Source organism: Rhizobium sp. AC44/96, assembly GCF_001692185.1.
In the GTDB taxonomy this organism is placed as follows: domain Bacteria; phylum Pseudomonadota; class Alphaproteobacteria; order Rhizobiales; family Rhizobiaceae; genus Rhizobium.
Genome location: NZ_LXKO01000001.1, coordinates 1,068,168 through 1,093,675, shown reverse-complemented (window position 1 = coordinate 1,093,675; position 25,508 = coordinate 1,068,168). Strand labels below are relative to the sequence as shown.

The following is a 25,508-nucleotide window of genomic DNA, read 5'->3' as shown; positions in this document are numbered from 1 at the left end:
AATCACCCGAGCAACGGGAGACCACTCGATATGGCAGTTCGCCCTCTTTTTATCGGCATACTCTTCGTTGGCATCCTTGTTGCCATCATTCTCAGCATGACCTGGATCGACAAGACGCAACCCATCCATCAACGCGATCCGCTCGCGCCCTCCACGTTGCCCACTGAGCCAATCCCCGCACCTAGCCAGTAAAGGTCACCTTCACGCGCCGGAACCGGAAAGCCTCGATTGCGTTTCATTCTCCGTCAACAAGGAGAAGACGCTTGCGCATAATGATTGCCGTCATTGCCGCCATGGTTATTTCAGTGCTGAGCATCGTCATCATGTCACCATCCGGGGACGCCGGTGAGGCGAACGGCGCTCACCTGCAAGCCAGCATACGTCAGACCTCGCAAAACTAGGCGTTCACCGCTCCGCTCGGACACACGGCTTATGGTTTCCCCCAGCAAAATCAATGCCGAGCGGATTTCTTCTTTACAGGACGGCAGAATCTGGTACTTGGCACGCATTGCCCTTGTAGCTCAGTTGGTAGAGCACCTGATTTGTAATCAGGGGGTCGCGGGTTCGAACCCTGCCGGGGGCACCATAATTCTGAAATCCTATCAATGATTTGATGATCGAAGCGCCCTCATTTGGCGGGTGTTTTCGTGTCGCGGCCTGTTGCATCCAATCCCCTGGATTGCAGGCATTCACCTGCCCTATCGGCGAATCCGTGTAAATGCGACACGCTCTGCCCCCATCGGGGCCATCCGACCCGAGTGGACGATATGCCGGGGGCTCCCTCATCCAGCGATCGGACCCAGAGAGACGAGCGTTGATACGACCTTTTCGAACTCGGTGAGTAGGAACTGGAATTCAGAGTCGCCCATTTCGGCGATCTCTGGCAGGCCAGCGGACACCGTAGCGACAAGATTGTCTATCCAAACGCAGGCGCCGGGCTCAAGGCTTGCCAGCACCGTCTTCCCCAAAAACTCGATCTCACTGAGTAGTCGCAAAAACAGCGCCATCCGCTGCTCGCGATCAAGCAATGGCAATGAGATGATGGCCTCTTGAACCTGAACGATTATTGCTAGAGACATCTGCCCTCTCCGTAATCAATATTCCCTACTCAATCACGGGATCGGACCGCGCGATACGGACTTAGGTCCCAGGCGGGGCCTCGACGGATCATGTATCGATGCGACAAATCGGCGCGGTTCGAGCTGACGAGAAGCGTCAATGGTTTCATACCGTACTTCCGAGCTCGGATAAGGCATCCGCCTCGACATGCACGCAGCAATGAAGGGAAGTCCTGATCATGCCATGCGCATCGTTCCGCCAAGCTGCTATCAAGCGTGTTCTGCGCGCCGCGGAGCCGACTGGATCGATCGCCAAGACACCTGTCATGACCAAATACCCCAGCGTGGCCGAAGCGCCACCGCCTACACCCAGCGTCGTCTCATTAGGGTAGTGAAGATTGGAGCGATATTGCAGCTGACGGCAAACTCAAACGGGTAGCTTTGTGAGATCTCTACACATAGCACAGTAGAATCAGATTTGGCTTTCTCTCCTGAAACGAGGCGCACCATAGATCTCGGAAGCTCTTGTGAGGGCAGATGCCGAGCGCAGCTCCAGAATGTCGGGCATACAATTTCCAGACTATGGGCTTTGATAGCTAATGCGGGCGAACGCCTGCAGCCTTAAAATGCCTTGTCGTGCGAACCTATAATCATTTAGCTAGGCCGACATCACAAAGGGCATTGCATGAGCCTCTCCTTTCAGACGCTTAGTTTTCTGGCTTCCCCGACGACCGAGGCGCTTGCGGCGCGAGACGAGTTGATTCGCGTGTATGGCAATGTCCCGGCCGACGAGGCCGACGTGATCGTGGCGCTCGGCGGCGACGGTTTCATGCTGCAGACCCTGCACGGCACGATGAACTCCGGCAAACTCGTCTACGGCATGAACCGCGGATCGATCGGCTTCCTGATGAACGACTATCGGGTCGACGATCTGCCCGAGCGCATCAACGCCGCGGTTGAAAACGCGTTCCGGCCGTTGCAGATGACCACCGCGAACGCGGATGGCACGAACTCGACGGCGCTGGCGATCAACGAGGTCTCCCTGTTTCGTCAGTCTTATCAGGCTGCCAAGCTGCGGGTCGAAGTGGACGGCGTGGTGCGTCTCGAAGAGCTGATTTGCGATGGTCTGATGGTTGCGACACCAGCTGGCTCGACGGCCTATAACCTTTCGGCCCATGGACCGATCCTGCCGCTGGACGCTCCACTGCTCGCGATGACACCGGTCAGCGCATTTCGCCCGCGCCGCTGGCGCGGCGCCTTGCTGCCGAACAAGGTCACGGTCGATATCCATATTCTCGAGGCCGAGAAGCGCCCTGTGAACGCGGTTGCCGACAACAGCGAAGTCAAGTCGGTGCTGCATGTTCGCATTGCCCAGTCGGAGCACACGACGGCTCGTATCCTCTCTGATCCCGATCGTTCCTGGTCGGATCGCATTCTCGCCGAGCAATTCGAGGATTGACGATGTCTCTGCGGTCGATCGCATTCATCGCTCTCTCATTGGCCGGCTGGTCTTTCGCTGCACGCGCAGCTGAGCCTCAGGATGCCATACTTCCTGCCTCCATCACCTTTGCCACCAGCACCGGTTACTGGGAGGATGACGGCAGTGCCCCTGCCGTTCAGCATGCGCCTGCGGCTGCTCAACCTGCCGGTTCGAAGGAAGCGGAGACCGCAAAGCAGCCGCGGCACGGCTACTACAAGCTGTTCGCTGTCCGCCAAGCCGACAGAACGGCGAAGGTCTACCTGCAGCAGATCGCGCAGACCGATGAGGGGCCGAACATCGTTTCGACGGTGGAGCTGCAGGAGCTGAATGACCTGAAGCCCTATGTGACCGATATCCGTCCGGAGAACTCGACCGGCATCCTGAAGGAGCCCGGCCTCTTCGCGACCGTGTTTCTCAAGACGGATCCAGATGCCGACGCCGAAAGCTGGACAGTCATCATCGACGAATTCGGCGACGTCACCGTCGGGAAGGCGAGCAACTAGCCTCCCCGACCAATGCTTAACCGCTGCAGTTGCCTGAGGCAGCCTTGCCGGCAAAACGGTCTCTGATCCAATCAAGCTGAGCCGCCGTCGATTCGCTCATGACAGGATCATGATCGAGGCCCGTATAGCTCTTGAACTCCAGAACCGGTTTGTTGCCGCAAGCTTTCTTCACGGTATCGCGGATCGCTTCGACCGGCACCGAGTTGTCGCCTTCGCCTGCTATGACGAGCATCGGGCCGCCGACCGGTTTGTCGCCAGCCGAATTCTCGAGATAGAATTTCCGCACCCATTTATTATCGCGCCAGCCCGGCTTCACCATCTGCGGCGCCTCGACGCCGTCGTAGTTCAGGAAGCCGTAAAGCCAGCACCCCTCGTTGGTGACCTTTTCATAGCGGTCCATGGCTGCGCTCGACAGCATGTCCTCCACCTTGAACTCGGGATAGCTCTGCTGCACGGCATAGGCGTGCCAGGCGAGATAGAAGCCCGCTCCTTTCGTCGCCTCCGGGTGATCGAGGAACCAGCCCAAGTGGGTCGCGCCGGCGACAGCGACGGCACCGAGATAATCGGGATCGGGGCTCTTGGCCTGTGCTTCCGCTACGCCCCAGGCGGCCAATCCACCCTGCGAGTGACCGTCGACGACCCATTTTTTCCCGAGTGTCGCGACGGCTTCGCGCGCCGCCGGCACTGAGTAGATGACGTCGTTGGCCTGATCCGCTTTGTTCATGTAGGGGTGATGCCCCTTCGTGCCTAGGCCGTGGTAGTCCGTCGCGACAACGGCGAACCCGCCGGCCAGCATGTCGGCCAGCCCCTCGCCCCCGTAATAGACGTCCTTCATCGCCGATGGCGCGCATTGGCGGGCGACGCCGCTGGTGCCGTGCGCCCATGCAATCACTGGCCAACCGCCTTCCGGTGGCGTCCCTGCGGGCGTCAATACGACGGCCGACGTCATCGCATCCGCACCATCCTGAACGGAGTGATAGAGAATGCGTGTCGCGGTAACGCCGACGGCAAGTGCGTAGTCGCTCACCGTCTCGCTTGCGAGCAAGGCGCCGGGCTTGCTGTCCGCCAAGCGAAATGACTGGTCATAGAAAGCCGTCAGAGGCAGGGCATCGTCCTTCTCCGCCAGCACAGCCTCTTCCACGGTCTTGGGAAAGGGGGGCGGATCGTCTGCCCTCGTTAGCCCTGGCTGCCCGATGACAGCTGCCGCGGCCAATACCCCCATCGCGATACCGCGCCATTCGAGCGCGCGCATTTCCCTGATCATATCTTCCTCCACAAAATTTCGAGCCATCAGGCTCAAGTCAAAATACGAATATTTATTCGCATTTGTCAACGCGGTAGCGATGGACGAGAAAATTCGGCTTGTGATCTGGAAGTCCGGGCCGAAAACGGTCTAACTTCAGCGCGTTGCAAGATCGAAGGCAGGACATCCGTGACGATAGAGCCGCGAAAAAAACCCAAGCAGGATCGCTCCCACAGCATGGTGGAACGCATTCTCGGAGCCGCGCGGGAACTGCTGGCCGACGACAGCACCAAGGGCCTGACGACGAGCGCGATCGCCGAGCGGGCCGGACTGTCCGTCGGCTCGCTCTATCAATACTTCCCGAACAAGGAGGCGATCGTTCTCGAACTGGCACGCCGCTGGCTGGCAGCGTTTCGGCCCATTCCCCTAGCCTATGCGACCAAGGACATACCGCGGACCTGGGCGGCGTTCAGCCGGGAATTTCGCGATTTCACGCAGGCGATCGCGGCCATGTACGAGGAAAATCGAGCACTTCTTCCGACAATCGAGGCGCTTCAATCGCACCCAGAACTGCGCCGCATTGCGGAGGAGCATGACCATGCGATCATCGAAACCCACACCGCCTGGCTGCTCAAGGCCGATCCCGAGCTCGGCGCCGCCACGGCTCGCCGACTGGGCATCCTTCTGCTGGAAACCGGACACATCTGCTTTGCCGTCGCGCTAACGAAGGGACACTCGCCTTATCGGCTCGTCGTCGAGGATGTCATCATCATGCAGGAAGCGCTGTTGCGGGCGCATCTAAAAATGCCCGAATAGAATCAAAGAGGCCCCACGCGGGGGGCCTCCTGACGCAAATTAGCTGCTGCTATCAATCGACGTCGTCGACGACTGCATCAGGCTTGCCGCTGATGCGATGGGCAAGTGCAGCTTCCATGAACTCGTTAAGTTCACCATCCAGAACATCGTCGGGCGCCGTGCTCGCTACGCCGGTCCTGAGATCCTTGACCAGCTGATATGGCTGCAGGACGTAGGAGCGGATCTGGTGGCCCCAGCCGATATCGCTCTTGGAGGCGGCTTCGGCGTTGGCAGCGGCTTCACGCTTCTCAAGTTCGGCTTCATACATGCGGGCACGCAGCATGTCCCAGGCCTTCGCCCGGTTCTTGTGCTGCGAGCGTTCCTGCTGGCACTGCACGACGATGCCGGTCGGAATATGCGTGATACGAACGGCGGAGTCGGTCGTGTTGACGTGCTGACCACCGGCACCAGACGAGCGGTAGGTATCGATGCGGCAATCGCTTTCGTTGATCTCGATCTGGATCGAGTCATCGACGACGGGATAAACCCAGATCGACGAGAAGGAGGTGTGGCGACGCGCGTTGCTGTCATAGGGCGAAATACGGACGAGACGGTGAACGCCCGATTCCGTCTTCAGCCAGCCATAGGCATTGTGGCCCTTGACCAGCAGCGTTGCCGATTTGATGCCAGCTTCTTCGCCGTCGTGAACTTCGAGCAGCTCTACCTTGAAGCGCTGGCGTTCGGCCCAGCGGGTGTACATGCGCAACAGCATGTTTGCCCAGTCCTGGCTTTCGGTACCGCCGGCGCCGGAATGAACTTCGAGATAGGTGTCGTTGCTATCGGCTTCGCCAGACAGCATCGCTTCGACTTGGCGGCGGGCGGCTTCGGCCTTCAGCGCCTTGAGGGCGTCTTCCGCTTCCTTGACGATACTGGCGTCACCCTCTTCCTCGCCCATCTCGACGAGTTCGACGTTGTCGTTCAGCTGCTGCTCGAGCTGTCGGACGCCATTGATGCCGTCATCGAGCTGCTGGCGTTCGCGCATCAGCTTCTGCGCTTCGGAAGCATCGTTCCAGAGGGTCGGATCCTCTGCCTTGTTGTTCAACCAGTCCAGTCGTCTTATCGCCTGGTCCCAGTCAAAGATGCCTCCTCAGCAGGGTGATAGCCTGCTTGGTTTCATCGACTACGTTCTGGATTTCCGCTCGCATTTTCCTGCTTCTTTGCGTTGCTTGAAAAGTCGTCCGTCAAATAATTGTGGCGGCTGCGGATGTAAAGCCGCAACCGCCACATCTGTCTTGCGAATGCTTAGTAGAGACCGCCGGCGCCCGACTGGACCGCCTGGTTTGCCTGCGGCGACGTCTTGAGGATCTCTTCCGGCGCCATGGTGTTGTCCATACCGATAACAGAGAAGCTATCCGCGGGACCGGTGCCCGGCTTGAAGGCTTCGATGATCGTGTTGGGATCACCCTGCATCGCGGCCATGCCGGTCTTGCGGTCGATCGGGATGAGGTTCATGCCGGCCGGAATAACGAACTTGGATTCCGGCATTTCCTTGACGGCAGCTTGCATGAACTCGTTGAAAACAGGCGCAGACAGCGAACCGCCGGTGCCGCCACGTCCAAGCGTCGAGGGAGAATCGAAGCCGATGTAGAGGCCGGCAACGAGATCCGGCGTGAAGCCGACGAACCAGGCGTCCTTTTCGTCGTTCGTGGTACCGGTCTTGCCGGCAACGTCACGGGTGCCGAGCTGAACCTTGCCTGCTGCGGTACCACGCTGGATAACGCCCTGCATCATCGACGTGATCTGGTAAGAGGTCATCGGATCGAGGACGGTTTCGCGGTTGTCCACGACGTTCGGCTCGTCCTGGCTCTGCCAGTCGCTGGCGTTGCAGCCTTCGCAGACGCGCTCTTCGTGCTTGAAGATCGTCTTGCCGTAGCGGTCCTGGATACGGTCGATGAGGGTCGGCTTGATCTGCTTGCCGCCGTTGGCGATGACCGAATAAGCCGAAACCATGCGCAGTACAGTCGTCTCGCCGGAGCCCAGCGACATGGCCAGAACCGGCATCATCTTGTCGTAGATGCCGAAGCGCTCCGCATATTCGGCCACGACATTCATGCCGAGATCGTTGGCAAGGCGGACGGTCATGCGGTTGCGCGAATGCTCGATCGCGAAGCGCAAGGTGTTGGCGCCGCCGCCCTCGCCTTCATAGTTATCAGGTGCCCAGACCTGGCCGTTGCCGGTCTGGATCTCCAGCGGATCGTCGCTGACGACCGACGCCGGCGTGTAGCCGTTGTCCATCGCCGCGGCATACACAAACGGCTTGAAGGAGGAGCCCGGCTGGCGCATTGCCTGCGTGGCACGGTTGAATTCGGACTGTGAATAGGAGAAGCCGCCGACCATCGCCAAGACGCGGCCGGTCTTCGGGTCCATGGCGACCAGACCGCCTTCAACCTTTGGCGGCTGGCGCAGGCGGTAGGACTTCGAGCTGTCATCGCCGATAGGCTCGACATAGACGACGTCACCCGCGGACAGCACGCCCTGCGGAGACTTGGCCGTCTTGCCGCCGGCGGCGGAGCGATAGGCCCACTGCATATTCTTTGCCTGGATCACGCCGCGTTCGCGCTCGGCGGGGATTTTGCCGCCGCCGTCCTTGGTAGGCTGAAGGCCAATGTCGACGCTGTCGTCGGACACGGCGAGCACGACGGCAAGGCGCCATTCGGGTACGTCGCCCAATGCCGGGATATCCGCAAGGGCTTTGCCCCAATCGGCGGTCGTATCGATCTGCTTGAGCGGGCCGTGGAAGCCGCGACGCTCGTCATAGGTCGTCAGGCCATCCTGCAGCGCCTTGCGCGCAAAGACCTGAAGCTGCGGATCGAACGAGGTACGAACCGAGAGACCCCCTTCGTAAAGCGCCTTCTCACCGTACTGTTCGATCACCTGCCGGCGAACGGCTTCAGCGAAATAACCTGAGGCGAAGAGCGATGGGCCACTCGTGCGGCCGGTCACGCCAAGCGGCTGCTGCTTGGCTTCGGCGCCGTCAGACTGGCTGACATAGCCATTCTCGACCATGCGATCGATGACCCAGTTGCGGCGCTCGAGTGCTGCCTCGGGGTGGCGGAAGGGGTGGTAGTTCGCGGGACCTTTCGGCAGCGAGGCGAGATAGGCTGCTTCCGCAACGGTCAACTCCGTTACCGACTTGTCGAAATATGTCAGCGCCGCGCTTGCAATACCGTAGGAATTCAGACCGAAGAAAATCTCGTTGAGGTAAAGCTCAAGGATCTTGTCCTTGTTGTAGGCCTGCTCGATGCGGAACGACAGGATCGCTTCCTTGATCTTGCGGTCGATAGTCTGGTCGGACGTCAAGAGGAAGTTCTTCGCGACCTGCTGTGTGATCGTCGATGCGCCGACCGGGCGGCGACCGGAACCGAAATTCTGCAGATTGACGAGGATCGCGCGGCCGAGGCCGGTCAGATCAACACCCGGATGATTGTAGAAATTCTTGTCTTCCGCCGAAAGGAAAGCCGCCTTCACGCGATCGGGAATCGCCTGGATCGGCAGGAAGAGACGCCGTTCCTTGGCATATTCCGCCATCAGCGCACCGTTGCCGGCATGGACGCGGGTGGTGACCGGCGGCGCATAGGTGCTCAGAACGGCGTAGTCAGGAAGATCCTTCGCGACGTTGGACAAATAAACGGCGATTATCGCCGCCACGCCCAAAAACAGGACGCAAGCCACTCCGAAGAAATATCCAAGAAGTCTGATCATATCTAAGCTACCGGTATCTCAATCATCGATCGGCGCGAGCATAACAATCGCATGGATCGGGGCGTTTTGCACGTTTGGCGACTTACTCCATGAGCGTTATCGCCACAAGCCGTTTCCGTTCGGCCATCAAAAACATAGCGGGGAGTAACGGCGCGAATGTGAGCAAAATAGGGCCCGAGCGCCCTATTCCCATACTCCGACAGCGTTACGCAGCTGACTGTAACATCTGCGCCACGCAGGCGTTCAACCACCATTCGCCACCATGGAAGAATGATAGTGCTTAACCGCCTCGGTCAGAAGATCGGCCATTTTCCCGCGCCACACGTCGTCCAACAGGAGCTTCTCGTCGTCCTTGTTGGACAGGAAGCCCAGCTCGAGCAGGATCGAGGGAACGTCAGGCGCCTGCAGGACGCGGAATCCCGCGTGACGATGCGGATTGTTGATCGTCCCGACCTGATCCTTGAAAGACGCCAGAACGCTCTCAGCAAGAGAGATCGAAAAGGCCTGCGTTTCACGACGCGTGAGATCGAGAAGAATGTCGGCGACCTCCGGCGGCTCCGTAGCCGCAGCCTTTCCGGCGATCTGATCGGAAAGATTTTCTCGTTCGGCAAGATCTGCTGCGAGTTTATCCGAGGCCTTGTCGGAGATCGTATAGACGGTGGCGCCGCGGATATCCTTCTGCTTCAGCGTATCGGCGTGCATCGAAACGAAGAGACCGGCATGATTTTGCCTGGCGATCTCCACCCGCTCCGACAACGACAGGAAACTGTCATCCTTGCGCGTGAGAAATGCCTTGATGCCGGGCTCGCGGTTGAGGCGATCGGCAAGCGCCCGGGCGAAGGCCAAGGTCACATCCTTCTCCTGCGTTTTGGTATCGATGCCGATGGCACCGGTATCGATACCGCCGTGTCCAGCGTCGACGGCAACGATGAAATCGCCGCTGCCGGGCTGTGCCGGTAAAGGGATCGCGCTCGTCACGTCAGGAGCAGCCGGCTCAGCCCAGGACTGGGCTTTGACCAACTCATCAAACTTCTCTTTGTCTGAAATTTCGGCCTCGAGCACCAGTCGCTGCCCCTTGCCGCCTTCGTCGGCCTGGACCTTTGCCAGCCCGATCTTCAGCGGCTTGGTTGCCGTGAGCACGATGCGCGCGCTGTCCTCATCCATCTTGCCGTAACGGATATCCTTGAACAGCCCCCTCGCCTCGAGGTCCTTGGCCGGAAAGCCGAAGGCGGTCGCAGGCAGGTCGACGACGACGCGCTCGGGATTGGCAATGTAATGAATCGAAAACGTCGGCGCGCGATCGAAATCGATCACGATCCGCGTACGGGCATCGTCTCCCACAATGCGGGCGCCATAGGCCAGCAGCGGCTCAGCAGACGCCGTATCGGTCGCATGGACGACCGCAGGCGCCATCGTCGTGATGGCCGCCGCGATCACACATCCAAGGAAATTGTTCTTTCGCAAACCGGAGACCACCGTCGCGCGTCGCATCCTCTTAAACAATCGACCGCCACACCTTAAATAACATCTGTGATGGATCCTGCGCGGCAGACGCGAAAGCGGCTGAAGTACAGCCCCCATGCGCACCGTCAGAATCGGCACCCCTCATCCTGTCTGTGTATGCTTCGCCAAATCCATCAATATTATGGCACATTTGGCTTTTCCCTTGCTATTGTGACGGAGAAAACATACAAGGTTTTTCAGGGTAGAAGCACTGACGGGATAGAGTCGCCGACACGGCAGCCAACCGCAAAGGACCTGGCGCCACAACCGGCAATCGTCCGCCGTCTCACATGTTTTTACTCGACAATGGATCCTGGATTTTCCGGATAGTTCGGAAACTTCATCGGTGGATAGCCACCAACCGCTCTTTAAAGAGAGAGCAAACTCATCGGACCTGAATAAGGTCTTAGTTTTGTCGATCTCGCTTGGTCTTTGATGGTGTCGCAGCAGGTTTTATCTGAAGTCTACAGGCCCCGGGAGAAAAGCTTCCCCGCTGTTGTCTGGCTGCTGCCTTCCACACCGCACCAATCGCGACTTTCACTATCCGGCGCTGCAATGGCGGGCAGCACTCTTTCTGTACTATCGACAGGAGGAGTTGCTGGCGCTCGACTGCGCCGAGGAGCACAGCTTACATGGCAGACAAAATGCTTATCGACGCGTCTCACGAGGAAGAGACGCGCGTCGTTGTCGTTCGCGGGAACCGCATAGAAGAATTTGACTTCGAGTCACAGCATAAGAAGCAAATTCGCGGCAACATCTATCTCGCAAAGGTAACGAGGGTCGAACCCTCGCTACAGGCTGCGTTCGTGGACTACGGCGGCAACCGGCACGGCTTCCTGGCCTTTGCCGAAATCCATCCCGATTACTACCAGATCCCGCTTGCGGACCGGCAGGCCCTGTTGCGCGCGGAAGCTGAAGAGCATCGCCGCGACGACGATGTCGAGCATGTCGAAACCGCAACCGTCGATCTCTCGACGCAGGCACAGCCCGACATCGGCATCGTTGCCAGCGACGACGAACCCGTAGCCATCGAGGCAGCGGTCGAAGCAGTTGATGTCGTGGCCGAAGTCACGGAAGAGGCCGCGCCCGCTAAGAAGGCAGCCAAGCCGCGTCGCAGCCGCAAGAAGGCAGCGCCTGCAGCCGATGCAGAGACAGCAAGCGAACCGGAAGCTACGGCTGCCGTCGACAGCGAAGACGATGGCTCGACCGGCGGCGAGATGGCTGCAATGGTCGAAACCGACTCGATCTCCGAAGACGTCGATGCACGCCGCCGTGGCGGTGATGACGATGACGACGACGATCATGATCACGAAGAAGAAGTGATCGAGAGCGTCGGCGCCGAAGATGCGATGGAAGAAGTTCCGGATCGCGTGCAGCGCAAGCCGCGCAAGCAGTACCGTATCCAGGAAGTCATCAAGCGTCGCCAGATTCTCCTCGTGCAGGTTGCCAAGGAAGAACGCGGCAACAAGGGTGCAGCGCTTACGACGTATCTGTCGCTTGCCGGCCGCTACTCTGTTCTGATGCCGAACACCGCGCGTGGCGGCGGCATCTCCCGCAAGATCACCAATCCCCAGGATCGCAAGCGCCTCAAGGAAATCGCACGGATGCTCGAAGTGCCGCAGGGCATGGGCGTGATCCTGCGCACCGCCGGCGCCAACCGCACCAAGGTCGAGGTCAAGCGCGACTTCGAATACCTCATGCGTCTGTGGGAAAACGTCCGCACGCTCACGCTCGCTTCGACAGCTCCCTGCCTCGTCTACGAGGAAGGTTCGCTCATCAAGCGTTCGATCCGCGACCTCTATAACAAGGATATTGGCGAGATCATCGTTGCCGGCGAGGAAGGCTATCGTGAAGCGAAAGACTTCATGAAGATGCTAATGCCGAGCCACGCCAAGGTGGTTCAGCCTTACCGCGACATTCATCCGATCTTCTCGCGCTCCGGCATCGAAGCGCAACTCGATCGCATGCTGCAGCCGCAGGTGACGCTGAAGTCCGGCGGCTACCTGATCATGAACCAGACCGAAGCGCTGGTATCGATCGACGTCAACTCTGGCCGTTCGACGCGTGAACATTCGATCGAAGATACCGCGCTGCAGACAAACCTTGAGGCTGCCGACGAAGTTGCGCGTCAGCTGCGCCTGCGCGACCTTGCCGGCCTGATCGTCATCGACTTCATCGACATGGAAGAAAAGCGCAACAACCGCGCTGTCGAGAAGAAGCTGAAGGAATGCCTGAAGAACGACCGTGCTCGTATCCAGGTCGGCCGCATCTCGCACTTCGGCCTGCTCGAAATGTCGCGCCAGCGCATCCGCGCTTCCGTTCTCGAATCGACGACCCAGGTCTGCTCGCATTGCGGCGGCACCGGTCACGTCCGGTCGCAGTCTTCCGTTGCCCTGCATGTCCTGCGCGGCATCGAGGAATACCTGCTCAAGAACACGACGCACGACATCACGGTTCGCACGACGCCTGATATCGCGCTCTACCTGCTGAACCACAAGCGCCAGACGATCATCGATTACGAAGCGCGCTTCGGCGTCGCGATCATCATCGATGCCGACGGCTCGGTCGGGGCACAGCATTTCGCGATCGATCGCGGCGAAGCCGTCGAAAACCCGGTCAAGATCGAAACGCTCTTCAACTTCGCAGCCATCCCTGATGACGATGACGACGATATCGTCATCGAGGCGGATGAAGAAGAAGACGAAGAACTGGAAGAAAAGCCGGCAGTTGCCGAGCGCCCGGCGGCTCGCGCCGAAGGTGAAGGTGACGGCCGCAAGCGCAAGCGCCGCCGCCGCCGTCGCGGTCGCAACGGCAATGCCGAACAGCAGTCATCCGGTGATTCTGCTTCCGAACTTGCCGCTGGCGACGAGGACGAAGGCGACGACGAGGGTGATGATGCCGAAGGTGCTACCGCAGCTGCGGCGACTGAAGAGCGCGCCGAGGGCGATGACGCCCAGCGCCGCAAGCGCCGCCGTCGCGGTAAGCGTGGTGGTCGCCGGAGCCGCGAAGAAGGTGCCGAGCAGAACGCTGATGGCGAGAGCGATGATGCCGAGGCGGAAGCTGGCGATGTCGCTGCAGCCGACGAGGCAGTCGTAACCGAGGGCGAGGTCATCGAGACCGTTGCCGAGGAAGCGGTCGAGGCGCAATCGGCAATGGCTGCCGTGGAAACGGCCGCATCGGTCACCGAAGACGTGAAGCCTAAGCGCGCTCGCCGTAGCCGCAAGGCGTCGCCGGTCGAAGAGCCCGTGGTCGAGGCTGTTCCTGCCGAAGAGGCTGCTCCGGTCGCTGAAGCAGAAACCATCGATGCGGTCGCAGATCTCGCAACGCCGGCCGACGAAGACGCAAAGCCGGTGCGCGCCAACCGCGAATCGAACATCTCTTCTTCCGAGCCGACGGTGACGTCGACCCGCACTGAAACGACCGAAAACGACGGCAAGCCCAAGAAGGCTGGCTGGTGGCAGCGTCGCGGTTTCTTCTGAGACTGATCCCCACAAGGGAATGATAGAGATCCGGCTGCGGCAACGCGGCCGGATTTTTCGTTATGGCACCCGATGAAGCCGCAAGCCTGGGTGGATCAGCCAGGGCGATATGTGAGAACCACCATGCCGTTCTTGAATGTCCTGCTGTCCTCCAGCGTCAGCCGCAAGCGACGCGAGAGACCGGCAAGCGCCGCACGCCCTCCACCGAGCACAAGCGGCACGACGACGAACTGAAAGCTGTCGACAAGGCCGGCTTCCGCAAACAGTCTTGCGGTGCTGCCGCTGCCGAGGATCACCATATCCCTGCCCTCCTCGTTCTTGAGGGCCTGCATCGCTAGCACAGCGTCACCATGGAGCACCTTGGTGTTGTTCCAGTTTGCCTCGCGCATCGTTCTTGAAAAGACGATCTTCGGCAGTTCGTTCATTGCAGCGGCGACAACGGGATCGTTCCGTTTCGCCATATCAGTCGGCCAATAGGAAGCCATGAGGTCGTAGGTCACGCGGCCCATGACGAGCGTATTTCCTGAACCGGCATTGGCTGCCACGAATGCCTTGAAATCCGGATCATCGGCATGAGCCCAGCTCATGTCGCCGCGTTCATCGGCGAAATAGCCGTCCACGGAAATGCTGAGAAATACCTTGAGCTGTCGCATGCTGGCCTCCCGCCCTTTCTACGTTCTGACAAGGACGGCGATGGGAGGCCCGATTCGACAAACGAAACTAAAAATCTCTGTGTCTCGGCATTCGCCTGCAAGCAGGCGGAGCGCTAGTCGCGCTCGGAGATCACCGTCTTGCGCGGGTATTCGCCATAGAAGCCGCGCCAGTTGGCGACCGCGAAGCCGAAGACGACAAGTGCGCCCGCCTGGTGCAGCAGTCCCCAATGGAGTGGGACGTGAAGCAGCAAGGTGGCGACACCGATCGACGCCTGGATGACGACGAGCGCAAAAAGGACGACGGCGCGGCGGGCATGCGTGGTCGAAGGCGCCGCGCTGAGCGCGATGATCATGTTGACCAGCGTTAGCGCAAACAGCGTGTAGGCTCCGACGCGGTGAATGAACTGCACCGTCTTGGGATTTTCGAAGAAGTTGATCCAGGCAGGCTGCTGTATCAGGAGATCTGACGGGACCACGGCACCGTCCATCAAGGGCCAGGTGTTATAAGTGAAGCCGGCATCGAGCCCCGCCACGAGCGCGCCGAGATAGATCTGGAACAACGCGAAAATGGCGATGGCGCCTGCCCAGGCGCGCGAACTTGACGTCGGCGGCGCATCGTCGGAGTGCGGCGACAGTCCCCGCATGATCCACATGCAGGACGCAAAGATCAGACACGCCATGACCAGATGCGTGGCGAGCCGGTACTGGCTAACATCGGTGCGAACGGAGAGACCCGACGACACCATCCACCAGCCGATCGCGCCCTGGAGGCCGCCGAGGGCAAGAATGCCGACCAGTGGCCAGCGGAGGCGCTTCTCGATCCGGCCAGTCGCCCAGAAATAAAACAGCGGCAACGCGAAGATCACCCCGATGCCGCGAGCAATCAGCCGATGCGCCCATTCCCACCAGAAGATCCCCTTGAACTGCTCAACCGTCATGTCGCTGTTGAGCACCTGATATTCGGGAATGCGCTGGTAGAGTTTGAACTCCTCTTCCCATTCGGCTGCATTCAGCGGCGGGATCACGCCGTGGATGGGCTTCCACTCGGTGATGGACAGGCCAGCATTGGTCAGCCGGGTGGCGCCACCGACAATCACAAGACAGAAAAGCGCCAGAAGAACGAACCCGAGCCAGATACGGACGACGCGACGGTTGCTGTCCTGCGTGCGTACTTCCTGCAACAGCTGCTTCTCGATGGTCGTGTTCGCGATGCTCATGACGGCTCCTTATCTGCGCTGTTGATTTGCCTTAGCGGCTCATGCAAAACAAGCCCCGAACCTTTGCGGCATGCCGTCGCGGCGGTTGCCAATCTCTTTTGAAAGACAATCGATGCCTGTTCGCCTTCGCAAGTTCATCGGCACGATCCTCATCGTCGTTCTCGTGCTCTTCTATGCGCTGCTCGCGAACACCATCGCGGTTGCGACACTCGGAGATGCGCCCTGGTGGGGGCATCTGCTCTATTTCGCACTGAGCGGCCTGCTCTGGGTGCTGCCGGCAATGGTCATCATCAAGTGGATGGCCGGCCCGAAGCAGCAGTAAGCGTTAATCGCCGGATAACCGTGATCGGCGGAAATCCCGGCTCACGCGCCGGCATAAACAAAATTCACGCTTCTGCTCTCTATTCTCTTCGCGCAACGAGCTTGACCGGAGAGTCCCTGTGCAAACGCAGATGCTTCATATCGATGAAGAGCCCCTGGGCGGCAGCAGGCATGGCATTTCAGCGCCGATAGCCGGCGCCTACGAGATCGACATCGTGGATGCGATCGAACCCCTCGAGAAGGAATGGCGCGCCCTTGAAACGGATGCCCTGACCTCTCTGCATCAGGGCTACGACTGGTGCGCTGCCTGGGTCCGGGCACATGGCCGCGCTGTCACCATCATTCGCGGAAGGTCGGGCCGGCAGACGGTGTTCATCCTGCCTGTCGAGATCGTTCCGTCATACGGCGGACGGGTCGCCAAATTCATCGGCGCCGACCACAGCAACATCAATACCGGACTGTTTTCGGCCGATTTCGTAGCCGACCGCGGCTTCGCAGAACAGTTGCGGGTGGCGTTGCGCGGGCGAGCCGATCTTCTGCTGCTCCAGAACATTCCGTTGATCTGGCGCGAGCGTCAAAATCCGCTCGCCGCATTGCCGATGGTGCGAAACCAAAATCATGCCTACCAGCTTCCGTTGCTGGAGACCTTCGAAGCGACCCTTGCCCAGCTGAACGCAAAGGGTCGACGCAAGAAGTTCCGGGTGCAGTCCAAGCGGCTCGAAGCGCTCGGTGGCTTCGACTATGTCGCCGGCGGTCGCCCGGAGGAACAGCATTGGCTTCTCGACCGCTTCTTTCAGATGAAGCGTGAACGCTTCGCGGCCATGGGCCTGCCCGACGTCTTCGCTGATCCTGAAACCAAAGTCTTCCTGCGTGGCGCGATCGATGCAAGAACCGGCGAGGCATTCCCGCTGGAAATGCACGCAATCCGCCTGAAGGGCCAACATGATGGAAAGATCGCGGCGGTCGCCGGCATCTCCAGAAAGGCCGACCACGTCATCTGCCAATTCAGCGCGATCGATGAGGGGATTGCCGCGGAGGCGAGCCCGGGTGAATTCCTGTTTTGGCAGATGATCTCGGGGCTTCACGGCAAGGGCGTCAGCCTCTTCGACTTTGGCCTCGGCGATCAGGGCTACAAGCGCTCCTGGGCACCCGTCGAAACAGATCATCATGACGTAGTCTTGCCCATCACCGCACGAGGGTCTCTGGCCGGTCTTGCGTATCGCGCCATCACCCGCGGCAAGGCTTACGTCAAAAGCCGCGAGCGTCTCTACAAATTCGCCCAGCGCACGCGCAGGGTTGCCGGCGTCTGATCACGCCGCCTGGCGCGATATCATGTCGTCCGCCGGATCGTCGCCTGACATGAGTACGACACGGCTGTATCCGGCCGCTTCGAAAGCGGTCATCGCGGCGACAAACTCGTCTTCGACAATATCAGGCATCGAGAGGATGATTTCGACATCCTTGCTCTGCGTCAGACGTGAGACGCCTGCGACGTCGGCCGCACCACATTCGACAAGCACGATATCATAGGCCGAAGCAAGCGCGTCCAGCAGCAGCGAAAGGCGGCTGGCGCCGCGCATGGCCCGTCGCGTATCGCTCACGCCCTGGGGAATGAGATGCGCATCGGACAGGCGATCGCCGTGGATCGTGTCGCCGAATGCTGCTTCCCCGCAGAGAAGATCGGTGATGCCGAGCGCGTCGCGATCCTGCGCCATGAGGTCGGTCGGGCAGCCGGACCCCGTCATATCGACCAGAACGACACGCGACCCCGCATCGGCCAGCTTACGCGCGAGAGACACGGTGGCTGCCGAACCGCGATCGCCGGTCGGCGAAATCGCGATCGCAAGCGGGGCTCGGCTGCCGATCAGGTAATCGGCGACAGACGCGACGGAAAACTCGTTGTCGTCGACCGCCGGCTCCTCGGGGAGCACATCGGCGACGTCCTCGACAGGCTCTTCGTCCTCGGCCGTCAGAGCCAGCATGCTCGGAGTGGCCGCGCTCCTGCGCGGTTCGGAATGAACGATTTCATCCTTCTCGACCGGTTCTTCCTCGGCGGCGGTGGAAACTCCGACAGGGCGCAGCGCCCGACCGCTAAACAACTCGGCCAGCATGATTGCGATCGAAGTCAGGATGAAGGTCGCGAGCGCAACGACCGTGACGATCGGGACGACCTTCGGGAAATAGGGATCGACTGGCTGGATGGCATTCGACACGACGCGCGCGTCCGCAGGACTGGAATTCTTGTCTGCGCGGGAGGCCGCCTCGCGGTAGCGCGACAGATAGGTTTCAAGAAGCTGCCGCTGGGCGACCGCCTCGCGTTCCAGCGCGTTGAGGCCGACTTCGTCTTCGCCCGCCTGCGCGCTGCTTGCCTTGACCTTGTCGGATTGCTGCTCGAGCTCAGCCTGACGGAGGGCCGCAACCTTGGCCTCGTTCTCGATGCTCGACAGAATTCTTTGCGTCTCCTGGCGGATCTGCGCCTTGATGTCGGCAAGCTGCGCCCGAAGGCTTTTAAGCCGCGGGTGATTGTTGAGCAACGAGGTCTGAAGATCAGAGATCTGCGATTGCAGAGCAGATTCCGTACCCTTCAGACGCTGGATCGACTGCGAAGACATGATGTCCTGAAGCGTATCCGACGGCTCGCCTGATGACAGGCTGTCGCGAACGGACCGGGCGCGGGCCTCCGCATTGGCCCGCTCGCCGCGCACGCGCGTCAACTCAGCGGAGATATCGTTCAGCTGCTGCGTCGGAAAATTGGTGCCTGTGTTGGTCGGCAACAGACCGTGTTCGGCGCGATATTCGGCAACCTTCTGCTCCGCCTCGCTGACCTTCCTGCGAAGGGTCTCGATTTCGGGCTCCAGCCAGCGCGTCGCCTCCGAATTGGAATCGAGCTTCGCGCCGCTTTGCTTGACGAGATACGCCGCAGCCATCGCGTTCGGAATGGTCGCCGCGAGCTTCGGATCCTTTGACGTGAAGGTGATGCCGATCACCCGCGAACCGGGGACCTGGTAGACCTGCAATCGCTCGGTGAAGGCATCGATCACCCGCTCCTCGGGCGGGCTCTCCAGAGGACTCTTCTTCAGATGAAGCGCGATCAGGATATCGTTGAGCGCCGACCCGTTGGCCGCGGCGTCGAATTCCGGAAGCGCGTAAAGCTTCTGGCTGTTGATGACCTGCTTGATCAGATCCGCGGATTGAAGAAGCTGGACCTGGCTTGCGATGTTGAGCTCGTCGAGAAGCGGGCTGGCGCCGGGGTCATTGGCCTGGGCTGTCGCGAAAGCCGGAGCACGCGGCTCGATCAGGATGCGTGTCTCGCTACGATATTTCGGCGCCATCATCTTGGCGCCGGTAAAAGCGACCCCTGCCCCGAGCACGGTGATCGCAGCGACCTTCAGGCGCCGCGCCCATACCGCGCGGACCAACTGGCCAAGATCAATGTCCACATCCTGATGACCCATTACGCCGGACATGCTCGTACTCCAAGAACAAACGTGCGGCGAAGGTAAATGATTACAGTAACTCAAGGGTTAATGCTTGAGTGCGTGCCGTTGGGTCCTTCAGCACCGGGAAGGGGAAAAATGCCCTCCCTTTACCGGCTATTAACCCTAACGGAATGATAACAGCGAAGAACACATTCATTTCTTGCGAGCACCTGCGCATGCCTGTTGCACAGCCAAAACTTCTGCTGGCCCTGAGCCTCGCCGCCATGACTGCGGTGTTGGCGGGCTGCAATAGCTACAAGCCGGCCCCGCAGGCCTTCAACCAGGCGACGATCCAGCCCTATTCGCTGGATAGCGGCGATCGATTGCGCATCACCGTATTCGACCAGCCGAGCATGACGAACGTCTACACGATCGACCAGGCCGGATACATCGCCTTCCCGCTTATCGGCCAAGTGCCGGCGCGCGGTCGTACCCTGCAGCAACTCTCGGGCCAAATCGCCCAGAAGCTCAAGCAGGGCTACCTGCGCGATCCCGACGTCACGATCGACGTCGATCGTTACCGCTCGATCTTCATCATGGGCGAAGTCGGCCAGCCCGGCCAATATGCCTACGTCCCGGGCATGACCGTACAAAATGCCGTGGCTGTGGCCGGTGGCTTCAGTGCCAGGGCAAACCAGGGCGCCGTCGACGTCACACGCAAGATTAACGGCCAGGTTCTGACGGGCCGGGTCAACATCTCCTCGGCGATCATCGCAGGCGACACGATCTACGTGCGCGAACGGCTCTTCTGACCCTTGATGAGCAAACAGCGCCCTCTTCGCATCCTCCATTGCTTCAGGTCCCCGGTCGGCGGAATCTTCCGCCATGTCCGCGACCTGGTGATCGAGCATAGCAAGGCAGGGCATGAAGTCGGCATCATTTGCGACAGTTCGACCGGCGGCGAGCACGAGGACAGTCTTTTTGACGAAATCCGTCCCTATCTCGCTCTCGGTCTGATCCGCGTGCCGATCCGCCGCTCGGTCAGCTTCTCCGATATCGGCGTTATCTGGGACACATACAAACATATCAAAAGCTTGCGGCCGGATGTGCTGCACGGACACGGCGCCAAAGGCGGCGTGCTCGCGCGACTTGCCGGCTCAGCCTTGCGGGTGAACAGGTATCGCGTAGCCCGCCTCTATACCGCGCACGGTGGAAGCCTGCATTATTCCCGCTCCTCACTCATCGGACAGTTCGTCCTGCGCATGGAGCGGCTGCAGGAATACTTCACCGATGCGCTCGTCTTCATCTGCGAGTACGAGCGCGACACCTACGCCAGGAAGGTCGGACGCCCACGAACGGAAACGCGGCTGATCTATAATGGCATAGGCGAACGGGATTTCGCGCCCGTGCCAACGCGATCGGACGCCGTGCATTACATCTATATCGGGATGCTGCGGGACCTTAAGGGTCCCGACCTTTTTATAGACGCCTTCGCAAAAGCGGAGCGGATCCTCGGACGGCCTCTCTCTGCCTTGATGATCGGCGATGGGCCGGACCGGGATAAATATCGCGACATGATGGTGGAACGCGGGCTCGGCAAGCGCATCGGAATGCTGCCCGCGATGCGGGTGCAGCAGGCCTTCGCGATGGCGCAGAACCTTGTCGTGCCATCGCGGGCGGAAGCCCTTCCCTACATCGTCCTGGAAGGCCTGGCCGCCGGCAAGACCATCATCGCCACCCGCGTCGGCGGCATTCCAGAAGCTCTCGGCGTGGATAGCGCCGCTCTCGTGAAACCCGAAGATGCCGACGATCTGGCTCGCGTGATGGCTGACGCGATCCGCATTCCCGGCTGGCACGATGCAGTCATGCCGGCAATAGAAAGCGTGCGGTCCGTCTTTTCAGCCTCGGTCATGGCCAGTGATGTGCTGAAATTGTACCGCGAACTGCTGGACACCCAGCATAGCCAAACTACTGCTGCTGCTTCGTAAAAGTTTCTTAGTGCCTTTCTGCTATTGCCATTTGGACAACCAGATGCGGTAGCCTCATGAACAAGGCAGAGAAAAACGATCAATTCGATCTGGAAGCACTGCGCAAGCAGGTTTCCGGCATCAATCTGCGTGGCAGCGACACGGAAGCTGAAGCGCCTTCCGAGCCGATCAACGAGTTTGCAAGACAGATCGCCGCGCAATTCAGCGAAGAGACACGCTCGCCATCGATCATGATCGGGCAACTGCGGCTGTTCGAGTTCGTATCGCAGTTTGCGATCGGTCTCCTTGCCTTCCTCATCTGGCCCGGTGACGTTACCGACACCTTCCTGGGTCGCGCCGCGACGGCGGCCGTCGCTGCAGCCGTGCTCGTTGTCGCACTACAGGTCACCGACAACTATTCCATTCCGCCGTTGCGCGCGCGGATCCGGCTGCTGCCTCGTGTATTCGCCGCGTGGACGGTCGCCTTCCTGTTGACGGCGGCAGCCACGAGCCTGCTTGGTGGGATCGGCTGGGCGCATGCCCAATCCTACCTCTTCTGGTTTGCCCTCGGCGCCGTATTTCTGTTGGGTTCGCGTTTCCTCATCGCCTACGGCATCCGCAACTGGGCGCGCAACGGCATCATGGAGCGGCGCGCTGTCATCGTCGGCGGCGGCGAACCGGCAAAGAACCTGATCCGCCTGCTGGAGCAGCAGCCCGACAACGACATCCGCATCTGCGGCATCTTCGATGACCGCGGAGAGCAACGGTCGCCGATCATGGTGGCCGGCTATCCCAAGCTCGGGACGGTTGCCGAGCTCGTCGAGTTCGGTCGTATGACGCGCATTGACATGCTGATCATCGCGCTACCGCTCAGCGCTGAGGCCCGTATCCTGCAGCTGCTGAAAAAGCTCTGGGTCCTGCCGGTCGACATCCGCCTAGCCGCGCACGCAAACCGCCTGCGCTTTCGTCCGCGCGCCTACTCGCATGTCGGCGCGGTGCCGATGCTCGACATATTCAACAAGCCGATCCGCGATTGGGATTCGGTTGCCAAGCGCTGCTTCGACGTCTTCTTCGCCGTCATCGCGCTCGCTATCGTCTGGCCGATCATGCTGGCGACGGCGATTGCCATCAAGGCAACCTCGAAGGGCCCCGTCTTCTTCATGCAGAAACGGCATGGCTTCAACAATGAAGTGATCAACATCTTCAAGTTCCGGTCCATGTATACCGACATGGGCGACCCGACCGGTCGCGCTGCCGTGACGAAGGGGGACCCGCGCGTCACGCCCGTTGGGCGCTTCATCCGCAAATCGTCGATTGACGAACTGCCGCAGCTTTTCAACGTTCTCCGCGGCGAGCTCTCCCTCGTCGGGCCACGTCCCCACGCAGTGCTTGCCCAGGCCCGCGATCGCGCCTTCGGCGACGTGGTCGAAGGCTACTTCGCCCGCCATCGCGTCAAGCCGGGCGTGACCGGCTGGGCACAGATCAATGGATGGCGCGGCGAGGTCGACAACGACGACAAGATCAAGTTCCGCACCGCATACGACCTCTACTACATCGAGAACTGGTCGCTCTGGTTCGATCTGAAGATCCTGTTCCTGACGCCATTCCGGCTGTTCAATACGGAAAACGCCTATTGAGCACGGTGGAGGCGGCATATTCCCGCGTCGCCAATCCGCAGCGGGCGACGCTGCGTCTGATCGGATCGGCAGCGGTCGCATTCGGCGTCTTCCTGTCCGGTTTCGTCATCAATGAACCCGCCCCTTACGAGCTCTGGATGGCCGGCCTAGTCGGTATCTGGTTCATCCTCGGACTCAGGATCTCCCGCTACACCGCCCCTCTCCTGGCGCTTCTCATGACATTCAACGTCGGCGGCATGCTATCGTTGACGCAGATGCGGGACCTCGCCGACGGACCGATGTATGTTGCCGTTTCGAGCTTCCTCGCACTGACGGCCGTGTTCTACGCGGCGATCATAGAAGACAGCCACCGACGCCTGCCGCTGATCTTCAACGCCTGGGTCTTTGCCGCCGTGATCACCGCGACGCTCGGCATCCTTGGCTATTTTCACGCCTTCCCCGGCGCCGAGGTCTTCACGCTCTATGACCGTGCCAAGGGGGCCTTCCAGGATCCGAACGTTTTCGGCCCATTTCTGGTCCCCCCTTCGCTCTATCTGGTCCATGGAATACTGACCGGAAATTTGCGGTCTGCTCCGATCCGGGCCGGAGCCCTGCTGATCCTCGCCTTCGGCGTCTTTCTCTCGTTCTCCCGCGCAGCATGGGGTCTCTTCCTGCTTGGCGTGCTGCTGCTCGTCTTCCTCATGCTATTGAAGGAGCGCAGCGGAGCCTTTCGCCTGCGCATTCTCATCCTGTCGCTGGCCGCGATCATGATGATGACGGCATCGCTGCTCATCGCCCTCCAGTTTCCCAAGGTGAGCGACCTCTTCTCGACGCGTGCGCAGCTGGTCCAGGACTACGACGGCGAGCATCTCGGGCGCTTCGAGCGACACCGCATTGGTTTCACGATGATGATGGAACGACCTCTGGGCATAGGGCCAATGGTCTTCGGCACCATCTTTCCCGAGGACGAGCATAATATCTGGCTGAAGTCACTGACGACCTATGGATGGCTCGGCTTCATCAGCTATGTCGGCATGCTGTGCTGCACCCTGTGCCTGGGTTTCAAGCACTTGCTGAAGGACCGGCCCTGGCAACCATACCTGATGATCGGGTGGATCGCCGTTCTCGGACACGCGGCGATCGGCAATGTCATCGACATCGACCACTGGCGCCACGTTTACCTCCTGTTCGGCGTGGTTTGGGGCTGCGTCGCTCTCGAGGCACGGCATATTCGCAACGAGAACCGTCGCGCGCACCGCTAGCCCCTTGCGAACGCTCGCCGCCGCGCTAGACTTTCCTTATGATCACAGCGACACAAATGCGCGGTGCCCGCGCCATGACCGGATTGAGCATCGAGCAACTGGCAGCCGCCTCGGGCCTGCCGATTGCAACCATCGAAACACTCGAAGAAGATGAAGCGAATGGCGAACCACACGCCGTGCTCGCCATAAAGCATGCCCTGGAGGCAGCCGGCATCATCTTCATCGCAAGCGGCAATCATGACGAAGGCGGGCCCGGCGTGCGGCTGAAAGCCCGGTCGGCGGCCGATGAAGGCATCAGGCCGGAAAACCTCAACGCTGCCAATGATGACTGATTGCTCCGGCGGGTGATCGCTAGAGATAGGCTTTGCCGAGAGCCGCGAGCTTGGCGGGGTCTTTGACGCCCTGCCGATAGAGCTGGATGATCAACGCACCGATGTGCTCGGCTTCCGCCGTGTTTCGGCTGATGCCCCGGTTCTCGCAAACGTCGTCGAGGACCCCCGATAGAAGATTCAGATCTTCCGAGAACAGCGGCAAATCGCGCGGAAATATAGGGGATTTGAGCATCGGAGCTGCACGTCCCATCCAGGGCTACCAACACAGACAGCCTAAAAGCCGGCCGCCCTTCCATAGCCGACAATGCGATTACTATGCGCGCAGGATCGGCATTTATCAACTCATGTTGTGTTAGGAAACATTAATGTGAACGGTCCGACACTGCCTCTGCGCAGGAAGGCGGCTGCCGCTCACCCCTTCAAACGGTCACTGATGAACTGCGACTGCATCGATCCTTCGATGATGATCGTGGCACCCGCCTGCATCAGGTAAGCCTCGGCGAGCTCATAGAGAACGAGCGCCGCTTCGTGTGCCGGCCAACCGGACTGAGTTGCCTGACTGGTCAACTCGTCAAAAGCCTTGGCAATATCTTTTCTGCACATCTCGTCACGATTACGATCCAACATGGCCCACCAGACGTATCCCCAAATACATCTAGCACGCAATTTCGTTAATTTCGAGATCCATCATGTACTTATATTAGCGAATTACTTATTAAATGAATCTCAACGCTCAACAACACTCTGTGCCTTATGATGATCTCGTGACTCTCGCAATAACAGCCGAAAATCGTCGCCGGTCTATACCGCGAGAAATTGTGCCACCCACATAAACACGGTCAGCGTGCGTCGCGGGAATCAAAGCAACCCTACACGCACAAATGCGAAAGAGCCGCAC

The 25,508-nt window shown here is 60.0% G+C and carries 23 protein-coding genes and 1 tRNA gene; 14 read left to right on the top strand and 10 right to left on the bottom strand.

What is annotated here, in order from left to right; translation table 11 throughout:
- Window positions 1-30 precede the first annotated feature (30 nt).
- The 3 genes from A6U87_RS30070 (at window position 31) to A6U87_RS05295 (ending at window position 586) form a co-directional block, all read left to right on the top strand.
- A complete protein-coding gene (locus A6U87_RS30070) occupies window positions 31-192 on the top strand; it encodes a hypothetical protein (protein ID WP_198928666.1) in 162 nt (53 codons plus the stop codon).
- A 71-nt stretch (window positions 193-263) separates the two neighbouring features.
- Entirely contained in the window at window positions 264-401 is a 138-nt protein-coding gene (locus A6U87_RS30065) for a hypothetical protein (protein ID WP_198928665.1), read from the top strand.
- 109 nt (window positions 402-510) lie between these two features.
- Window positions 511-586: transfer RNA gene (locus A6U87_RS05295), tRNA-Thr, on the top strand.
- Window positions 587-782: 196 nt separating this feature from the next.
- Here the strand turns inward: A6U87_RS05295 and A6U87_RS05290 are convergent.
- Window positions 783-1,079 (bottom strand): hypothetical protein, encoded by a 297-nt coding sequence (locus A6U87_RS05290; RefSeq protein WP_065690124.1) that lies wholly within the window; start codon window positions 1,077-1,079, stop codon window positions 783-785.
- Between the two features lie 664 nt (window positions 1,080-1,743).
- Between A6U87_RS05290 and A6U87_RS05285 the strand changes: the two genes are divergently transcribed.
- Both A6U87_RS05285 and A6U87_RS05280 read left to right on the top strand, forming a co-directional pair.
- Window positions 1,744-2,517 carry an NAD kinase gene (locus tag A6U87_RS05285; protein WP_065690123.1) on the top strand — a complete coding sequence of 258 codons (774 nt, stop codon included), beginning with the start codon at window positions 1,744-1,746 and terminating at the stop codon, window positions 2,515-2,517.
- Between the two features lie 2 nt (window positions 2,518-2,519).
- Window positions 2,520-3,041 (top strand): hypothetical protein, encoded by a 522-nt coding sequence (locus A6U87_RS05280; protein ID WP_065690122.1) that lies wholly within the window; start codon window positions 2,520-2,522, stop codon window positions 3,039-3,041.
- Window positions 3,042-3,057: 16 nt separating this feature from the next.
- On the opposite strand, the gene A6U87_RS05275 is transcribed toward A6U87_RS05280, so the two are convergent.
- The gene (locus A6U87_RS05275; protein ID WP_198928664.1) at window positions 3,058-4,305 is read right to left on the bottom strand and encodes a lipase family protein; all 1,248 of its coding nucleotides are present in this window, start codon (window positions 4,303-4,305) and stop codon (window positions 3,058-3,060) included.
- A gap of 216 nt (window positions 4,306-4,521) precedes the next feature.
- Between A6U87_RS05275 and A6U87_RS05270 the strand changes: the two genes are divergently transcribed.
- A complete protein-coding gene (locus tag A6U87_RS05270; RefSeq protein ID WP_083199269.1) occupies window positions 4,522-5,100 on the top strand; it encodes a TetR/AcrR family transcriptional regulator in 579 nt (192 codons plus the stop codon).
- 52 nt (window positions 5,101-5,152) lie between these two features.
- Here the strand turns inward: A6U87_RS05270 and prfB are convergent.
- From prfB to A6U87_RS05255, 3 genes are all read right to left on the bottom strand, one after another.
- Window positions 5,153-6,284 (bottom strand): peptide chain release factor 2 gene (prfB, locus tag A6U87_RS05265; protein ID WP_113524656.1). Its coding sequence is split into 2 segments (ribosomal slippage): window positions 5,153-6,214 and window positions 6,216-6,284, totalling 1,131 coding nucleotides; the frame shifts between segments, so codons are not numbered across the junction.
- A gap of 97 nt (window positions 6,285-6,381) precedes the next feature.
- Complete coding sequence (locus A6U87_RS05260; protein ID WP_065690119.1) at window positions 6,382-8,841, bottom strand: penicillin-binding protein 1A; 2,460 nt, start codon at window positions 8,839-8,841, stop codon at window positions 6,382-6,384.
- A gap of 243 nt (window positions 8,842-9,084) precedes the next feature.
- The gene (locus tag A6U87_RS05255; RefSeq protein WP_198928663.1) at window positions 9,085-10,344 is read right to left on the bottom strand and encodes an N-acetylmuramoyl-L-alanine amidase; all 1,260 of its coding nucleotides are present in this window, start codon (window positions 10,342-10,344) and stop codon (window positions 9,085-9,087) included.
- Window positions 10,345-10,976: 632 nt separating this feature from the next.
- On the opposite strand from A6U87_RS05255, the gene A6U87_RS05250 reads away from it, so the two are divergent.
- Window positions 10,977-13,823, top strand: coding sequence for a ribonuclease E/G (locus A6U87_RS05250; protein WP_065690117.1), 2,847 nt, complete (start codon window positions 10,977-10,979; stop codon window positions 13,821-13,823).
- Window positions 13,824-13,918: 95 nt separating this feature from the next.
- Here A6U87_RS05250 and A6U87_RS05245 read toward each other — a convergent pair whose 3' ends face one another.
- Window positions 13,919-14,476, bottom strand: coding sequence for a dihydrofolate reductase family protein (locus A6U87_RS05245; RefSeq protein WP_065690116.1), 558 nt, complete (start codon window positions 14,474-14,476; stop codon window positions 13,919-13,921).
- 113 nt (window positions 14,477-14,589) lie between these two features.
- On the bottom strand, window positions 14,590-15,693 hold the full coding sequence (locus tag A6U87_RS05240) for a COX15/CtaA family protein (protein ID WP_065690115.1): 1,104 nt from the start codon (window positions 15,691-15,693) through the stop codon (window positions 14,590-14,592).
- A 112-nt stretch (window positions 15,694-15,805) separates the two neighbouring features.
- On the opposite strand from A6U87_RS05240, the gene A6U87_RS05235 reads away from it, so the two are divergent.
- Together A6U87_RS05235 and A6U87_RS05230 are read left to right on the top strand one after the other, a co-directional pair.
- Complete coding sequence (locus A6U87_RS05235; protein ID WP_065690114.1) at window positions 15,806-16,015, top strand: DUF2842 domain-containing protein; 210 nt, start codon at window positions 15,806-15,808, stop codon at window positions 16,013-16,015.
- 130 nt (window positions 16,016-16,145) lie between these two features.
- The gene (locus tag A6U87_RS05230) at window positions 16,146-17,324 is read left to right on the top strand and encodes a GNAT family N-acetyltransferase (protein WP_065690291.1); all 1,179 of its coding nucleotides are present in this window, start codon (window positions 16,146-16,148) and stop codon (window positions 17,322-17,324) included.
- On the opposite strand, the gene A6U87_RS05225 is transcribed toward A6U87_RS05230, so the two are convergent.
- Window positions 17,325-19,481, bottom strand: coding sequence for a GumC family protein (locus A6U87_RS05225; RefSeq protein WP_065690113.1), 2,157 nt, complete (start codon window positions 19,479-19,481; stop codon window positions 17,325-17,327). It lies immediately after the preceding gene.
- Between the two features lie 188 nt (window positions 19,482-19,669).
- Here A6U87_RS05225 and A6U87_RS05220 point away from each other — a divergent pair, with 188 nt between their 5' ends.
- From A6U87_RS05220 to A6U87_RS05200, 5 genes are read left to right on the top strand one after another with little or no spacing between them, the layout of a single operon-like run.
- Window positions 19,670-20,245 carry a polysaccharide biosynthesis/export family protein gene (locus A6U87_RS05220; protein WP_065690112.1) on the top strand — a complete coding sequence of 192 codons (576 nt, stop codon included), beginning with the start codon at window positions 19,670-19,672 and terminating at the stop codon, window positions 20,243-20,245.
- A 6-nt stretch (window positions 20,246-20,251) separates the two neighbouring features.
- A complete protein-coding gene (locus tag A6U87_RS05215) occupies window positions 20,252-21,421 on the top strand; it encodes a glycosyltransferase (protein WP_065690111.1) in 1,170 nt (389 codons plus the stop codon).
- Window positions 21,422-21,477: 56 nt separating this feature from the next.
- Window positions 21,478-23,037 carry an undecaprenyl-phosphate glucose phosphotransferase gene (locus A6U87_RS05210; protein ID WP_065690110.1) on the top strand — a complete coding sequence of 520 codons (1,560 nt, stop codon included), beginning with the start codon at window positions 21,478-21,480 and terminating at the stop codon, window positions 23,035-23,037.
- Entirely contained in the window at window positions 23,034-24,278 is a 1,245-nt protein-coding gene (locus A6U87_RS05205) for an O-antigen ligase (RefSeq protein ID WP_065690109.1), read from the top strand. The genes A6U87_RS05210 and A6U87_RS05205 overlap by 4 nt, the downstream gene beginning before the upstream one ends.
- 38 nt (window positions 24,279-24,316) lie before the next feature.
- Entirely contained in the window at window positions 24,317-24,610 is a 294-nt protein-coding gene (locus tag A6U87_RS05200; RefSeq protein ID WP_065690108.1) for a RodZ family helix-turn-helix domain-containing protein, read from the top strand.
- Between the two features lie 19 nt (window positions 24,611-24,629).
- On the opposite strand, the gene A6U87_RS05195 is transcribed toward A6U87_RS05200, so the two are convergent.
- Together A6U87_RS05195 and A6U87_RS05190 are read right to left on the bottom strand one after the other, a co-directional pair.
- Window positions 24,630-24,842, bottom strand: coding sequence for a hypothetical protein (locus A6U87_RS05195; RefSeq protein WP_065690107.1), 213 nt, complete (start codon window positions 24,840-24,842; stop codon window positions 24,630-24,632).
- A gap of 179 nt (window positions 24,843-25,021) precedes the next feature.
- Complete coding sequence (locus A6U87_RS05190; protein ID WP_065690106.1) at window positions 25,022-25,237, bottom strand: hypothetical protein; 216 nt, start codon at window positions 25,235-25,237, stop codon at window positions 25,022-25,024.
- Window positions 25,238-25,508 lie beyond the last annotated feature (271 nt).

What these genes read in the sequence shown, in the direction of transcription:
- A6U87_RS30070 (WP_198928666.1), top strand. Translation starts at nt 31, where the DNA reads ATGGCAGTTCGCCCTCTTTTTATCGGCATACTCTTCGTTGGCATCCTT.
- A6U87_RS05290 (WP_065690124.1), bottom strand. Translation starts at nt 1,079, where the DNA reads ATGTCTCTAGCAATAATCGTTCAGGTTCAAGAGGCCATCATCTCATTG.
- A6U87_RS05285 (WP_065690123.1), top strand. Translation starts at nt 1,744, where the DNA reads ATGAGCCTCTCCTTTCAGACGCTTAGTTTTCTGGCTTCCCCGACGACC.
- A6U87_RS05280 (WP_065690122.1), top strand. Translation starts at nt 2,520, where the DNA reads ATGTCTCTGCGGTCGATCGCATTCATCGCTCTCTCATTGGCCGGCTGG.
- A6U87_RS05275 (WP_198928664.1), bottom strand. Translation starts at nt 4,305, where the DNA reads ATGATCAGGGAAATGCGCGCGCTCGAATGGCGCGGTATCGCGATGGGG.
- A6U87_RS05270 (WP_083199269.1), top strand. Translation starts at nt 4,522, where the DNA reads ATGGTGGAACGCATTCTCGGAGCCGCGCGGGAACTGCTGGCCGACGAC.
- A6U87_RS05260 (WP_065690119.1), bottom strand. Translation starts at nt 8,841, where the DNA reads ATGATCAGACTTCTTGGATATTTCTTCGGAGTGGCTTGCGTCCTGTTT.
- A6U87_RS05250 (WP_065690117.1), top strand. Translation starts at nt 10,977, where the DNA reads ATGGCAGACAAAATGCTTATCGACGCGTCTCACGAGGAAGAGACGCGC.
- A6U87_RS05245 (WP_065690116.1), bottom strand. Translation starts at nt 14,476, where the DNA reads ATGCGACAGCTCAAGGTATTTCTCAGCATTTCCGTGGACGGCTATTTC.
- A6U87_RS05240 (WP_065690115.1), bottom strand. Translation starts at nt 15,693, where the DNA reads ATGAGCATCGCGAACACGACCATCGAGAAGCAGCTGTTGCAGGAAGTA.
- A6U87_RS05235 (WP_065690114.1), top strand. Translation starts at nt 15,806, where the DNA reads ATGCCTGTTCGCCTTCGCAAGTTCATCGGCACGATCCTCATCGTCGTT.
- A6U87_RS05230 (WP_065690291.1), top strand. Translation starts at nt 16,146, where the DNA reads ATGCTTCATATCGATGAAGAGCCCCTGGGCGGCAGCAGGCATGGCATT.
- A6U87_RS05225 (WP_065690113.1), bottom strand. Translation starts at nt 19,481, where the DNA reads ATGTCCGGCGTAATGGGTCATCAGGATGTGGACATTGATCTTGGCCAG.
- A6U87_RS05220 (WP_065690112.1), top strand. Translation starts at nt 19,670, where the DNA reads ATGCCTGTTGCACAGCCAAAACTTCTGCTGGCCCTGAGCCTCGCCGCC.
- A6U87_RS05215 (WP_065690111.1), top strand. Translation starts at nt 20,252, where the DNA reads ATGAGCAAACAGCGCCCTCTTCGCATCCTCCATTGCTTCAGGTCCCCG.
- A6U87_RS05210 (WP_065690110.1), top strand. Translation starts at nt 21,478, where the DNA reads ATGAACAAGGCAGAGAAAAACGATCAATTCGATCTGGAAGCACTGCGC.
- A6U87_RS05200 (WP_065690108.1), top strand. Translation starts at nt 24,317, where the DNA reads ATGATCACAGCGACACAAATGCGCGGTGCCCGCGCCATGACCGGATTG.
- A6U87_RS05195 (WP_065690107.1), bottom strand. Translation starts at nt 24,842, where the DNA reads ATGCTCAAATCCCCTATATTTCCGCGCGATTTGCCGCTGTTCTCGGAA.
- A6U87_RS05190 (WP_065690106.1), bottom strand. Translation starts at nt 25,237, where the DNA reads ATGTTGGATCGTAATCGTGACGAGATGTGCAGAAAAGATATTGCCAAG.